The following is a 14,559-nucleotide window of genomic DNA, read 5'->3' as shown; positions in this document are numbered from 1 at the left end:
TTGCCGCCCGTTCCCTAGGACTTCGGGTGATACTCGGCGTCCCACACACACGACTTGGGACTTGGACCGGGCCTTGGCGGATTCGAATCAAGCGGGGGCGGTCGGGCTGGTGGTGAAGCTGCCCTTCGCCACCCCCGAGGAGTTCCTGGCGAAATACGGGGGCAACATCACCCGGGGGGGCATCTATTTGCGCGCCAAGGCCGTCCGCCCTCCGGGCACGGCCGTCACCCTGGACCTCCGCCTGGCGAGCGGCGACCGGCTCCTCTACACGGCGGCCATCGTCCACTTCGTCACCGGTCAGCAGGGCCAGGGCATCTCCGGGATGGGCCTGAGGTTCGGGGAGGCGGACGCACCGACCCGCCGGTTCCTGGACGCCGCCGTGGCCATCCTCCCCCACGCCCAGTCGGACGTACCGCCCGTGCCCAACGGGGTGGGCCCGGCGGACTTCACCGTCCCTGGCCCCGCCGCCGCCCCCGCCCTCCCCTCCGCCGCGCGCGCCGAGCCCGGCCCTGGCGCCGCCCGGGGGGACGGAGCTGATGTGCCCGGCGCTCCCACCGCACCCGCGCTGGAGATGGTGACGGCGGAGTCGTTGGATCTGAACACGGCCGAGCCACCCCGGGCCGGCCCTGTCATCGGCATCGACCTGGGGACGACGAACTCGTGCGCCGCGTTCGTGCGCGGCAACAAGCCGGGGGTGCTGCCCAGCCGCGAGGGTCACAACACGGTGCCCTCCATCCTGGCGTTCAACCAGCGCGGCAGGCTGGTGGTGGGCCACCCCGCCAAGGGGCAGATGCTCACCAACCCGCGCCAGACCGTGTACGGCGCCAAGCGGCTGGTGGGCCGGCCCTACGCGTCGCCCATCGTCGAGCAGATCAAGGGCCGCTTCCACTACGAGATCGCCGCGGGCCAGGCGGGCGAAGCGGCGGTGCGGCTGGGCGATCGCATCTACTCGCTCCAGCAGATCTCCGCGCTGATCCTCCGGGAGGTGCGCGAGGTGGCGCAGAACCAGCTGGGCCAGCCCATCTCCCGGGCGGTCATCACGGTGCCCGCCTACTACAACGACAACCAGCGGCAGGCCGTCCGCGAGGCGGGCAAGCTCGCGGGGCTGTACGTGGAGCGCATCCTCAACGAGCCCACGGCGGCGGCGCTGGCGTACGGCTATGGCAAGAAGCTCAACCAGCGCGTGCTGGTGTACGACCTGGGCGGCGGCACGTTCGACGCGTCGGTGCTGGAGCTGCACGACACCGTCTACGAGGTGATCTCCACCGGCGGCGACACGTTCCTGGGCGGCATCGACTTCGACAACGCCATCGTCGAGTCCCTGCTGGAGGAGTTCGAGCGGCAGACGGGCCGCGCCTTCCAGGGGGACCGGGTGGCCCTGCAGCGCATCAACGACGCGGCGGAGCGGGCCAAGTGCGCCCTGTCCGAGCGCTCGGAGATGCGCGTGCACGTGGCCTTCGTGACGATGATCGACAACAAGCCGTACGACCTGGACGTCACGCTCACGCGGCAGAAGTTGATCGCCCTGACGGAGAAGCTGGTCGACCGCACGGTCCAGGTCTGTGAAGAGGTGCTGCAGGCCAAGGGGCTGGGGCCCAAGGACATCGACGAGGTGATCCTCGTCGGAGGGCAGAGCCGCTTCCCGCTGGTGCACGAGAAGATCACCCAGTTCTTCGGCCGGCCGCCCAGCAAGGGCGTGCACCCGGACGAGGCCGTGGCGCTGGGCGCGGCGCTCCTGGCGCACAGCCTGGGGCAGCTGGAAGGCGTGGTGCTCATCGACGTGCTGCCCATGGCCATTGGCGTGGGGCTGCCCGGCGGGCGCTTCAAGCCGGTGCTGGAGCGCAACGTGTCGCTGCCGGCCTCCAAGGTCCACACGCTCTCCACGCACCGCGATGGACAGACGGAGCTGGAGCTCACCGTGTTCCAGGGTGACTCCGACCGGGCGCAGGACAATGAGTACCTGGGCACGTTGCGGCTCGCCGGCCTGCCAAAGCGTCCGCGCGGCGCGGTGCAGGTGACCGTCACCTTCGAGGTGAACAACGAGTCGCTGCTGAAGGTGACCGCGCGCGAGGGCACGACAGGTCGCGAAGTGGTCAGCACGTTCACCACCCGCGACACGCCGGAGGCCGTGAAGGCGCGGCTGTCCCAGCCGGAAGCGCCCGCGGTGCTGGCGCCTCCGACGTTGGCACCCTCCTCGGCCACCACCGGAGGCGCGCACTCCGTCAGCGCCGCGCGCAACCTGGCCGCGGCCGCCGCGCAGGGCGTGACTCCGGAGGTCGCGGGGGTGTCGAAGCCAAAGGGCTTCATGGGGTGGTTGAAGGGGTTGTTCGGCCGCGCTTGAAACTTTCACGCATCCCCGCTTCTTGAGTGAGTGGGTGGGTGATGCGCGCAGGGTCTCGTCACCGAGAGTGGCTGGAGGGTTCGAGCGTCGGGGCTGTTAAGAAGTGTCGACATTGTTTCGACACATGGATGGCCCCCCGTGAACGACTTCTCGCGAACCCTTCCCGGCGTCCTGTTGAAGCTTGCCTCGGGTCCTTCCGCTCAGGTGCCGCGGTACACCTTCCTGGGTGACGCGGAGGGGGAAGAGGCGCATTGGAGCGCATTCGACCTGGACGCGCGCGCGCGGCGGATCGCCACGGCGCTGCGGGCTCGGGGCGCGGTGGGCGAGCGCGTGCTGCTCCTGTATCCCCCGGGGCTGGACTACGTCGCGGGGTTCTTCGGGTGTCTGTACGCGGGCGCGGTGGCGGTGCCGGCGTACCCGCCGGATCCGATGCGCCTGGAGCGCACCCTGCCCCGCCTGCGCGCCATCATCCAGGACGCGCAGGCATCGGTGGTGCTCACCACGTCCGGCATCCTGGAGCTGTCGGACTTCGTCTTCGAACATGCGCCGGACTTCCGCGCACTGCACTGGATGGCGACGGACGCGCTTCCGGAGGGGGGTGAGCGGGACTGGGTGGCGCCAGAGGGCGTGGGCGCGGAGTCGCTCGCGTTCCTCCAGTACACGTCCGGGAGCACGGGCACGCCGAAGGGCGTGATGCTCACGCACGCGAACCTGCTGCACAACCTGGAACTCATCGCCGGAGCGTTCCAGGTGCGCCGCGACAGCGTGGCCGTCATCTGGCTGCCGCCGTACCACGACATGGGGCTCATCGGCGGCATCCTGGAGCCGCTGTACGGCGGGTTCCCGGCGGTGTGGATGTCGCCGATGACGTTCCTCAAGCGGCCCATGGCGTGGCTGGAGGCGGTGTCCCGCTTCGGAGGCACCCTCAGCGGCGGGCCGAACTTCGCGTTCGACCTGTGCGTGCGCAAGAGCACGCCGGAGCAGCGGCGGGCGTTGGACTTGAGCCGGTGGGAGGTCGCGTTCTGCGGCGCGGAGCCCATTCGTCCGGAGACGCTGGAGCGCTTCGCGGAGGCGTTCGAGCCGAGCGGCTTCCGGCGCGAGGCGTTCTACCCCTGCTACGGCCTGGCGGAAGGGACGTTGATCGTCTCAGGCGGCCAGCCGGCGGCGCCTCCGGTGTTGGCGACGCTCTCCGGGGACGCGCTGGAACAGCACCGCGCGGAGGACGTGGGCGCGGACGAGCCCGGGGCGCGGGTGCTGGTGGGCTGCGGACGCACGCTGGCGGAGCAGCGCATCGCCATCGTGGAGCCGGACACGCTCGCGCGGCGCTCGCCCGGCGAGGTGGGCGAGATCTGGGTGTCCGGTTCGAGCGTGGCGCGGGGCTACTGGGGCCGCGAGGAGGCGACGCGGGAGACGTTCCAGGCGCGCATCGCGCACGAGGACTCGGGGCCGTTCCTGCGCACGGGGGATCTGGGCTTCCTGCGGCCCGACGGTGAGCTGTACGTCACCGGGCGGCGCAAGGACCTCATCATCCTGCGTGGCCGGAACCACTACCCCCAGGACCTGGAGGCGACGGTGTCGGCGGCCCACCCTGCGCTCCGCCCCGGTGGAGGGGCGGTGTTCGCGGTGGAGGTCGCGGGCGAGGAGCGGGCGGTCGTCGTGCAGGAAGTCGACGTGCGCCGGCTGGGAGACCTGCGGAGGCAGTTCGCGGAGGCGGACGCGGCGGCCGGTGCCATCCGGCAGCGGCTGGCGGAGTCACATGAAGTGCAGGCCCACGCGGTGGTGCTCATCGAGCCGGGGAGCCTGCCGAAGACGTCCAGCGGCAAGGTGCAGCGGCATGCGTGCCGTGCGGGCTTCCTCACGGGGACGTTGCAGGAGGTGATGACGTGGCGGGAGGAGCCGCCCGAGCCTCCACGCAGTCCAGGGTCCGGTGCCCCGGGTGCGGTGGACTCCGGTGGTCTGCCCCCTTCCCACGCGGTGGAGGCGTCGAACGGCGCGAGTTCCTCGGCCTCTGGCATGCCCCCAGGCGGTCCACGGTCCGGAGCTTCGGGGACGGTGGAGTCCGGTGGTGTGTCCCCTTCCCTTGCGGTGAATGCATCGACCGGCGCGGACTCCGGCGGAACCCCGACGGCTTCATGGAGGCCATCCGTCGGGCCGTTCTCCGCGACTCACGGAGGGCTTGGGCTGGACGCACCGGCCCTGGCACCGGACGCGGAGGCGCTGGTGGCGTGGCTTCGCGACGTTGTGGCTCGGCATGCGCGCATGCGCCGCGAAGAGGTCGAAGTCCTGGCCCCGGTGACGCGTTACGGGCTGGACTCACTGGGCGCGGTGGAGCTGGCGCACGAGGTGGGCACGGCCATGGGCCTGACGGTGCCCATGGAGTGGCTGCTCGAAGGTCCGAGCATCGCGTCGCTCGCCACGCGGCTGCTCACGCTCCGTGATTCCTCCGGCCACGCGCCGAGCACGCTCCGACGCCGGGACGCGGCGGGCGACCGCGCGGTGTCCTTCGCGCAAGCGCGCCTGTGGTTCATGGACCGGTATGCGCCCGGTGACGCGACCTACAACCTGCCCGCCGCGATTCGACTGGACGGGCAACTGGATGTGCCCGCGCTGGAGGGCAGCCTCGCGGCGCTCTCGGCCCGGCATGACGCGCTGAGGACCACCTTCCGCGAGGATGACGGCCGGCCGCTCCAGGTCATCGCCCCGGCCGCGACGCTGCCGCTCACCCGCGTGTCGCTGGACTCCCTCCCGGCCGAGGCTCGCGAGGCCGAAGCCTCCCGGTGGGCCCACGAAGAGGCCCGCCGCCCGTTCGACCTGTCGCGCGGCCCGCTCGTGCGCGCCTCGCTCCTCACGCTGGATGCGGGCACGCACGTGCTGGTGCTGGTCATGCACCACGCCGTGTCCGACGGCGCCTCCATGGCGGTGCTCGTGCGCGAGCTGTCCTCGCTCTACGCGGCGCTGCGCGAGGGACGGCCATCCCCCCTGCCCGCCCTGCCGCTGCGGTACGCCGACTTCGCCGAATGGCAGCGGGCTTCCTTGAACGGAGCCGCGTTGGCTTCGCGGTTGGACTTCTGGCGTGAGCAGCTGACGGGCGCCCCGCCGCTGTTGGAGCTGGCCACCGACCGGCCACGCCCGGCCGAACGAAAGTCGACCGGCGCGCGGGTGCCGGTGGTGTTGGACCGCCGGCTGGCGGATGCCGTGCGCGCGCTGGCGGTGCGCGAGGGCGTGACGCCCTTCATGGTGCTGCTCGCGGGCTTCCAGGCGGTGCTCGCGCGTCGTTCGGGACAGGACGACGTCAGCGTGGGCACGGCCATCGCGGGCCGAAGCCGCGCGGAGCTCCAGGGACTGGTGGGGCTCTTCGTCAATACGCTGGTGATGCGCACCCGGCTGTCTGGCGCGCCCACGTTCCGGGAGCTGCTGGACCGTGTCCGGGTGACGGCGATGGGTGCGTATGCGCACCAGGATGTGCCGTTCGAGAAGCTGGTGGAGGCGCTTCAGCCCAATCGCGAGCGCGGGCACACGCCGCTGTTCCAGGTGATGTTCATCCTCCAGGGCGCGCAGGTGGGCGCTCCGGTACTGCCGGGCCTCCAGTCGCGCCTTCTGGACGTTCACACCGGCACCGCGATGTTCGACCTGACGTTGTCCCTGGCCGAGTCCGCTCGGGGCTTCGAGGGCTGGCTGGAGTACGCCACCAACCTGTTCGACGCTGGCTCCGTGACCCGGTTGGCCGGGCACCTGCGCGTGCTGCTCGAGGGCGCGGTCGCGGACCCCTCGTGCCGGGTGGATTCGCTCCCGTGGCTGGATGCAGCGGAGTCAGTACGGCTGCTGCGACTGGCCCGTGGCCCGGACTCCGACTTCGCTTCCAAGGCCACCGCGTCCTCGCTGTTCGCGGCCCAGGCGGCGCGCACGCCGGACGCCGTGGCGCTCGTCGTGGGCGAGACACGGGTGACGTACCGGGAGCTTCTCCATCGCTCCCGGCTCGTGGCGCATGCGCTTCGCCAGCGGGGCGTGGGACCGGAGTCCGTGGTCGGGCTGTGCGTGGAGCGCTCGGTGGAGCTGGCGGTGGGGTTGCTCGGCATCCTCGAAGCGGGAGCGGCCTACCTGCCATTGGATCCCGCATATCCGGCGCAGCGGCTCTCCGCGATGTGGGCGGACTCGGGGGCTCGGGTCCTCGTGAGCATGCGTCACCTGCAGGGCGTGCTCGACGTGCGTGCGTCGCGGCGGCTCTTCCTGGACGCGCTGGACCCCTCAGTGGGCCAGGGCTTCGTGGCGCCTCCGCGCGATGCGGGGTCGCTCGCGTACGTGCTCTACACGTCGGGTTCCACGGGGCGGCCCAAGGGCGTGGCGGTGCCGCACACGACGGTGATGAACTTCTTCCACGCGATGGACGCGCACGTGTCTCCGCGTCCGGGCACCTGGCTCGCGGTGACAAGCATCTCGTTCGACATCTCCGTGCTGGAGTTGCTCTGGACGTGGACGCGGGGCTTCCAGGTGGTGCTCGCGCCTTCAGGGCTGGAGCCTGTCGCGCTCGCGGACCTGCTGGAGCGGCACGGCATCACCCACTTGCAGTGCACGCCGTCCTACGCACGGGCGCTGGTGGAGGATCCCCGCGCCCTGCGCGCGTTGGGCAACCTGCACCAACTGTTGGTCGGCGGTGAGGCGTTCCCGGGGGAGCTCGCCGCGCGGTTGCGGACACGGGTTCCGGCGCTGCTCAACATGTATGGCCCCACCGAGACGACGGTGTGGTCGTCGCTGCACCCCGTGGAGGCGGAGTCGGCCGGGACGGTCCCCCTGGGGCGGCCGCTGGCGAACACCTCGCTGTACCTGTTGGACGCGCGCCTCACGCCGGTTCCCGTGGGCGTGCCCGGGGAGGTGTTCATCGGGGGCGAAGGCGTCGTGCGCGGCTACCTGGGCCGGACGGACCTGACCGCCGAGCGCTTCCTCCCGGATGCGTTCCGGGACGAGCCTGGTGCACGGATGTATCGCACGGGCGACCGGGCGCGGTGGCGCGCGGACGGGACGCTGGAGTTCCTGGGCCGTGTGGATCATCAGGTGAAGGTCCGTGGCTTCCGCATCGAGCCGGGGGACATCGAAGCCGCGCTCCGCTTGCATCCGGAGGTCCGCGAGACGGTGGTCGTCGTCCGCGAGGACGTGCCCGGTGAGTCGCGGCTGGTGGCCTACGTGGCCCCAGCGACCCCGGAGGCCAGCGCCCTTCGTGAGCACCTGCGCTCCCATGTCCCCGAGTACATGGTGCCCACCGCCTTCGTCGGCCTGGACGCCCTGCCACTGACCCCCAACGGGAAGGTGGACCGCCGCGCCCTTCCCGTCCCCAGCGCCACGTCGGCCGCCGGCTCAAAGGACGGCGCGCTTCGGACGCCCCTCCAGCAGAAGCTGGCCTCGCTGTTCCAGGACGTGCTGCATGTGGAGCACGTCGGCGTGGACGATGACTTCTTCGCGCTCGGCGGGCACTCGCTGCTGGCCACCCAGCTCATCGCCCGTATGGCGGTTCGGTTCGGCGTGGACCTTCCCGTGCGCGCGCTGTTCGACGCCCCCACCGTGGCGCGGCTCGCGGAGCGCATCCAAGAAGTCCCTTCTTCTGGGACGCCTGTTTCGCCCATCCCCGTCATGTCCCGTGTCGGGGACCTGCCGCTGTCGTTCGCGCAGCAGCGCATGTGGTTCCTGGAACAGATGGATCCGGGACAGGCGCTCTACAACATCCCCCTGGCCATGTGGCTGAGGGGCCCCGTGAACGCGGAGGTGCTGCGCCGCGTGTTCGCGGAGGTCGTCCGCCGGCATGAACCGCTGCGCACCACGTTCCATGAGCGCGACGGCGAGCCATCCCAGCGCATCCACCCCACGCCCTCCGAGTGGCCTCTCCCGGTGGAGGACCTGCCGGGAGGCGCGGCTCGCGAGGACGCCCTGCGGCGCCACCTGCGCGACGACGCGGCCCTGCCGTTCGACCTGAGCACCGGCCCGTTGCTGCGCACGCGACTGCTGCGGCTCGCGCCCGAAGAACATGTGCTGCTCCTGTGCATGCACCACATCGTCACGGATGGCTGGTCCATGGGCGTGCTCGTGCACGAGGTGGGCAGCCTCTATGAGGCGTTCACCGCGGGCCGGTCCTCACCGCTGCCCGCCCTGGAGGTGCAGGCCGCGGATGTCGCCGCATGGCAGCGCCAGGAGGGAGCGTCGGACGCGACGCGGGCCCACCTGGAGGCGTTGAAGGAGTCCCTGAAGGAAACGCCGGTGTTGGCGTTGCCTGGACAGAGCCTGTCCGGGGCCCGGACGACGCGGGGAGGCAGCCTTGTCTTCACGCTGCCGGCGCCCCTGGTGCGCACGCTGGAGCAGGTGGGCCGTGACCGCGACGCCACGCTGTTCATGGTGCTGATGGCTGGTTATCAGGCCCTGCTGTCGCGCTACTCCGGGCAGGAGGACTTCGCCGTGGGCACGCCGGTGGCCCACCGCTTCCGTCCAGAGCTGGAACCCCTCATGGGCGTGTTCCTCAACACGCTGGTGCTGCGTGCTCGCCTGGACGGCGCCCCGCGCTTCCATGAGCTGCTGGCGCGCGTGCGCGAGTCCTCGCTGGCCGCGTACGCACGGCAGGACGTGCCCTACGAACGGCTCGTGGAGGCGCTGGGTCCGGCGCGCGGCGGCGAGCGCGCTTCGCTGTTCCAGGCGATGTTCGTGCTGCAGAACACCCCGCTGCCCGCGCTCGCGCTGCCTGGGGTTCACATGGAGCGGCTGCCCACCACGACCGGGACGGCGCGCTTCGATCTCCTCTTGTCGCTCACCGCGCGGGATGGCGGGCTGGAGGGAACGCTCGAATACAGCCGCGACCTCTTCTCCCGGGAGGCGGCGGCGCGGTTCGCCACCCACTTCGGGGTCCTGTTGGAGGCCGTGGCGCGCGACGCGATGACGCCCGTGGCCCTGCTGCCCTTGATGGACTCGGCCGAACGCGCACAGGTGCTCGGGACCTTCAGCGCACCGGAGTCTCGGCCGCTCCGGGAGGAAGACACCCTCCTGGGTCTCTTCGCGGCCCACGTCCAGCGGGCTCCTGGCGCCGTGGCCGTCGCGCACGAGGGCCGGAGCCTGACCTATGGGGAGCTGGATGCCCGCTCGAACCAACTGGCGCGGCACCTGCTATCGCGGGGCCTGCGTCCCGAGGGCCGTGTGGGGTTGTTCCTGGAGCGCGGCCTGGACCTCATCGTGGGCATGATCGGTGTCCTCAAGGCGGGCGGTTGCTATGTGCCGTTGGATCCGGCCTACCCCGTCGCGCGGCTCGCGTTCATGTTCCAGGACGCGGCGCTGTCCCTGGTGATCACGGAGCGGGCGCTGCCCCCCACCCTGCTCGGGCAGGGCTGGCCGACGGTGGTCCTGGAGACCGAACGCGCCGCGCTTTCACACGACAGCGCCGCCCCCGTGCGAGCGGATGCGCTGCCGGCGCAACTGGCCTACGTGCTCTACACGTCCGGCTCCACGGGTACGCCCAAGGGCGTGGGCATCACGCATCAGTCCATCGTGCACCTGGTCCGGGACACGAACTACGTGAGGCTGGGGCCGGACGACCGCATGGCGCAAGCGGGTACGCCCGCGTTCGATCTGGCCACCTTCGAGATCTGGGGCGCGCTGCTCAACGGCGCCCGGCTGGTCATCGTTCCGCGCGAGGTGATGCTGGCCCCGGCGGAGCTGGCGCGAACGCTTCGCGAAGTGGGCGCCACCACGGCCTTGCTCCCCACGGCCCTGTTCCACACCGTCGCGCGTGAGGTTCCGGACGCTTTCGCCACGATGCGGGTGCTGCTCTTCGCGGGGGAAGCGGCGAACGCGGACGCGGCTCGCGCGGTGTTGCGGGCGGGGGCGCCGGGCCGATTGGTGAACCTGTATGGCCCCACGGAGACGACCGTGGGCGTCACCACGCACGACATCGTGGACCTGCCGGAGCACGCCACGTCGGTGCCCATCGGCCGGCCGATGACGCGGGTCCAGGCCTATGTGCTGGATGCGCACGGCCAGCCCGTTCCCGTGGGCATCCCGGGCGAGCTGTACCTGGGCGGCGACGGACTCGCACGCGGCTACCTGGGCCGCCCCGCGCTCACGGCGGAGCGCTTCGTGCCCTCGCCGTTTGGCGATGTGCCGGGCGCGCGGCTGTACCGCACGGGCGACCGCGTGCGGTGGCTCGCGGACGGCACGTTGGACTTCCTGGGCCGCATGGACACGCAGGTGAAGCTGCGCGGCTTCCGCATCGAGCTCAGCGAGGTGGAGGCCGTCGTCCGTCAGCACCCGTCGGTGAAGGCCGTGGTGGCCGGCGTGTTCGATGACGGCGCGGGTGATCCGCGCCTCGTGGCGTGGCTCGTCCCCGCTTCTCCGGTGGATGACGAAGCGCTCCGTGCGTTCGTCGCCGAACGGCTGCCCGCACCGCTGGTTCCGGCCGCGTTCGTGTCGCTGGACGCCCTGCCGCTCACGCCCGTGGGCAAGGTGGATCGAAAGGCCCTGCCTGCTCCGGTGGCACGCTCGGGCGTCGCGGAGCCCTCGAGGCCCCAGCGGATGACGCCCTTCCAGCAGCGGGTCGCCGGCCTGTTCCGCGAGGTGCTGCGGGTGGCGCACGTGGGGGTGCACGACGACTTCTTCGCCCTGGGGGGCCACTCGTTGCTGGCCACGCGGCTGCTGTCGCGGCTGCGCGCCACGTTCCAGGTGGAGGTGCCCATGCGGAGCCTCTTCGAGGGCGCCACCGTCGCTGATGTCACCGAGCAGGTGGAGGCCCGGCTCCTCTCGCGCAGCGACGCTCCCGCGCTGCCCGCGCTCCAGAAGGTGGCGCGGGACTTCGAGCCGCCCCTGTCCTTTGCCCAGCAGCGGCTGTGGGTGCTGGAACAGCTCCAGCCCGGAGTCACGCCGTACGTCCTGCTTGGCGCCGTGCGGATGGAGGGGGCCTTGGACGCGGAGGCCCTGCGCCGCGCGCTGGAGGCGCTTGTCGCCCGCCACGAGGCCCTTCGCACCACGTTCACGCTGAAGGTCCCAGACCCCGTGCAGGTCATCCACCCCGCGAGCGGCTGGATGCTGCCGCTGGCGGACCTGGGCGACGTGCCGCCCGGAGACCAAGAGGCGGAGGTGCGGCGGCTGGCGTTGGAGGAGGCGGGACGACCCTTCGACCTGGGCACGGGGCCGCTCCTTCGCACGCGGCTCTTGCGGCTGGACGCGACGCACCACGTGCTGCTGCTGGGCATGCACCACATCGTCTCCGACGGCTGGTCCGTGGGCGTGGTGGTGCGAGAGGTCGCCACGGCCTATGCGGCCTTCGCTTCCGGACGGGCCCCCGCCCTGGATCCCCTGCCCATCCAGTACGCGGACTTCGCCGTGTGGCAGCGCGGATGGCTCCAGGGCGACGTGCTCGCGCGGGAGGTGGCGTGGTGGAAGGAACAGCTCGCCGGTGCGCCTCGGGTGTTGGAGCTGCCCACCGACAAGCCTCGGCCTCCGCGGCGCTCCGCGAATGGCGCGCTGTTGCCCGTGCACCTGCCCCGGGCCCTGGCGGAGCGGCTGGGCGCCCTTGCCCGACGCGATGGGGCCACCTCGTTCATGGCGCTCCTGGCCGCGTGGCAGGTGCTGTTGTCGCGCTATAGCCGGCAGGACGACCTGCTGGTGGGCGCGCCCATCGCGGGCCGCAACCACGACGACGTGGAGGGGCTGGTCGGCTTCTTCGTCAACACGCTGGCGCTGCGTGCGCGCATCCGTCCGGAGGCGTCCTTCCGCGAGCTCATGGCGCAGGTGCGGGACACGACGCTCGCGGCCTATGAGCACCAGGACCTGCCGTTCGAGAAGCTGGTGGAGGAGCTTCAGGTGCCGCGCGACCTGGGCCGCACGCCACTGGTGCAGGCCGTCTTCGCGCTCCAGAACGCCCCCGCTGGCGTGCTCGAGGCGCCGGGGCTGACGCTGGAGTTGCTGGACGTCGACTCGGGCACGGCGCACTTCGACCTGAGCCTCCTCCTCACGGAGACACCGGACGGACTGCGCGGCGCCATCGAATACAGCACCGACCTCTTCGAGCGCGACACCGTGGCCCGCCTCGCTGGACACCTGCGCGTGCTGTTGGAGGCCGCCGTCGAAGGCCCGGATGTTCCGCTGGCCCGGCTGCCGTGGCTCACGCCTCCGGAGCGCCAGCAGGTGCTCGTCGCGTGGAACGACACCGCCCGCCCCTACCCCGCCGACAGCACCGTGGCGGCGCGGTTCGCGGAGGAGGCCTCGCGGCACCCGGACGCGATCGCGGTGGAGGACGGCGACGAGCGCTTGACGTACGCGCGGCTGGACGCGCGGGCCAATCAGCTCGCGCACTTCCTGCGCGGCCAGGGCGTGGGGCCGGATGTGCCGGTGGCGCTGTGTCTGGAGCGCTCCGTGGGCTTCGTCGTCGCGGTGCTTGGAATCCTCAAGGCCGGCGGGGCCTACGTGCCCCTGGACGCGTCGTATCCCGCGCAGCGGCTGGGCTTCATGCTGGAGGATGCACGGCCGCACCTGTTGCTCACCACGCGCGAGCTGCGCGGACGGTTGCACCTGCCCGACGCATCCCTGCCCTGCCTCTTCGTGGAGGAGCTGTCGCTGGCCACCTGCCCTGTCTCCGCCCCGGTGACGGGCTTGGGGTCACGCCACCTGGCCTACGTCATCTTCACCTCCGGCAGCGGCGGACGGCCCAAGGGGGTGGGCATCGAACAGCGCGGCCTGCTGCGCCTCGTGCACGCGGCGCCGTATTCCCGGTACGGCGCGCGGGACACGGGGCTGCTCTTCGCGCCCGTGTCCTTCGACGGCTCCGTGCTGGAGCTGTGGACCCCGCTGCTTCATGGTGGCCGGCTCGTCGTCTTTCCGGGACAGGTGCCCGCGGGGGACATGGATGCGCTCGCCCGCGTGGTGGAGCGGCATGGCGTCACTTTCATCCACCTGCCGGCCGGCCTCTTCGCGCAGCTCGTGACGCACCGGCCGGAGCTGCTCGGGCGTCTGAACGAACTGCACGCGGGGGGCGACATCGTCTCCGCGCCGCACGTTCGCCGGGCGATGGAGTCGCTGGGCCGTCCGTTCACCAACGCCTACGGCCCCACCGAGTGCTCCGTGGTCGCCACCACCTTCACGGTCGAGCGGCCGGAGCAGGCGGGCCTGTCGGTGCCCATCGGCGCGCCGCTCGCGAACACATCTGTCTACGTCCTGGACGCGGGGTTGGGCCCGGTGCCGGTGGGGGTGCCCGGGGAGCTGTACCTCGGCGGTGACGGCGTGGCGCGCGGCTATGTGTCCAGGCCGGACCTGACGGCGGAGCGCTTCGTCCCGGATGCGTACGGCTCGAACCCCGGCGCGCGGCTGTATCGCACCGGAGACCTGGTCCGCTGGCGCGCGGATGGGACGCTGGAGTTCCTGGGCCGCGTCGACCATCAGGTGAAGGTGCGGGGCTTCCGCATCGAGCTGGCGGAGGTGGAGGCGGCCCTGCGCGAGCTGCCCTCCGTGCAGGAGGTCGCGGCGGTGGTGCGGGAGGACGTGCCCGGCGACAAGCGGCTCGTCGCCTATGCGATGCCCAGCGCCGGGCAGGTGCTGGAGGCCTCGGCCCTGCGCGCGGCCCTGAGGCTGCGGCTGCCGGAGTACATGGTGCCGTCGGTGTTCGTGACGCTCCCCACCCTGCCCCTGAATCCCAGCGGCAAGGTGGACCGCAAGGCCCTGCCCGCGCCGGACGCCGCGTCCACCGGACGGCAGGGCCGCTTCGTCGAGCCCACCCATCCGTTGGAGCAGCGGCTGGCGTCCCTCTTCGCCCGGTCGCTGGGCGCCGACCGCGTGGGCGTCCAGGACCACCTCTTCGACGACCTGGGCGGCACGTCGCTGTCCGTGGTGCGGCTCGCGGCGGCCCTGCGCGAGGAGCTGGGCCGTGAGCTGCCCGTGGTGTGGCTGTTCGAGCACCCCACGGTGGAAGGACTCGTCCAGCGGCTGGAGCGAGAGGACCAGGGGCCCGGGTCCACCGCCAGTCCCGTGTCTCAGGAGCCCGGCCACCGCCCTCGCGAGGCCCCGAGGTCGGGCACCTCCGGCGCCATCGCGATCATCGGCATGGCGGGCCGCTTCCCCGGCGCGATGACGGTGGCGGAGTTCTGGCGCAACCTGCGCGAGGGCGTGGAGTCCATCACGCGCTTCTCGCCCGAGGAGCTGGAGCACCTGCCCGGCCTGCCGGACGGGTTGGAGCTGTGGCACCACCCCGGGTTCGTCCCTGC

At 71.8% G+C, this 14,559-nt stretch carries 2 protein-coding genes (1 of these 2 cut by a window edge); both read left to right on the top strand.

What is annotated here, in order from left to right:
• The first annotated feature begins 73 nt into the window (after positions 1-73).
• Entirely contained in the window at positions 74-2,341 is a 2,268-nt protein-coding gene (locus tag GTY96_RS19595) for a TIGR02266 family protein (RefSeq protein ID WP_161665496.1), read from the top strand.
• 138 nt (positions 2,342-2,479) lie between these two features.
• Positions 2,480-14,559: the 5' end (the start) of a non-ribosomal peptide synthase/polyketide synthase gene (locus GTY96_RS19590; RefSeq protein WP_161665495.1), read on the top strand. The gene runs 25,012 nt beyond the window's last position; the window shows 12,080 of its 37,092 coding nt (coding positions 1-12,080); it begins with the start codon at positions 2,480-2,482; the stop codon falls past the right edge of the window.

It is taken from the genome of Corallococcus silvisoli (genome assembly GCF_009909145.1).
GTDB classification, from domain to species: domain Bacteria; phylum Myxococcota; class Myxococcia; order Myxococcales; family Myxococcaceae; genus Corallococcus; species Corallococcus silvisoli.
Note: the sequence above shows the minus strand (reverse complement) of the source record. Positions and strands in the feature narration are given on the sequence as shown.